The sequence below is a fragment of the Methylobacterium sp. CCH5-D2 genome (assembly GCF_001556475.1).
GTDB classification, from domain to species: domain Bacteria; phylum Pseudomonadota; class Alphaproteobacteria; order Rhizobiales; family Beijerinckiaceae; genus Methylobacterium; species Methylobacterium hispanicum.
Genome location: NZ_LSIX01000644.1, coordinates 1 through 601, shown reverse-complemented (window position 1 = coordinate 601; position 601 = coordinate 1). Strand labels below are relative to the sequence as shown.

The window sequence follows — 601 nt, the reverse complement described above, 5'->3', positions numbered from 1 at the left end:
TCCGGCCGCCTACGCGCCCGCGCCGCTGCCCGCCCAGCCGCCGCTGCGCGTGGCGCTCGCTGCCCGCATGCTCTGGTCGAAGGGCGTCGACGTCGCCGTCGAGGCGGTCCGGCTCGCGCGCGGGCGGGGCATCCCGGTGGAGCTCTCGCTCTACGGCGCGCCCGACGCCTCCAACCGGCGCGCGATCCCCGAGGAGACCCTGCGCGGCTGGAGCCGGGACGGCGTGGCGTGGCACGGCGCGAGCCACGACGTGGCGGGGGTCTACGGCGCCCACCACGTCGCCTGCCTGCCCTCGCGGGGCGGCGAGGGCCTGCCGCGCACGCTGCTCGAGGCGGCCGCCTGCGGGCGGGCGCTCGTCACCACCGACGTGCCGGGCTGCCGCGACCTCGTGCGCGACGGGATCGAGGGCCTCGTCGTGCCCCCCGACGATCCCGAAGCGCTGGCCGGGGCGCTCGCGCGCCTCGCCGCCGACCCGGACCTCGTCGCGGGCCTGGGCGAGGCGGCGCGCGCGCGCATCCTCTCCGGTGGCTTCACCGAGGCCGCGGTGGCGGAGGCCGTCTGCGGGATCTACCGGGAACTCCTGGCGGGGACAGCGCCGGCA

General features: G+C 79.5%; 1 protein-coding gene. It reads left to right on the top strand.

What is annotated here, in order from left to right; translation table 11 throughout:
* A partial coding sequence (locus AX737_RS17110) for a glycosyltransferase (RefSeq protein WP_156453794.1) occupies nucleotides 1-601 on the top strand: 601 nt, incomplete at both ends.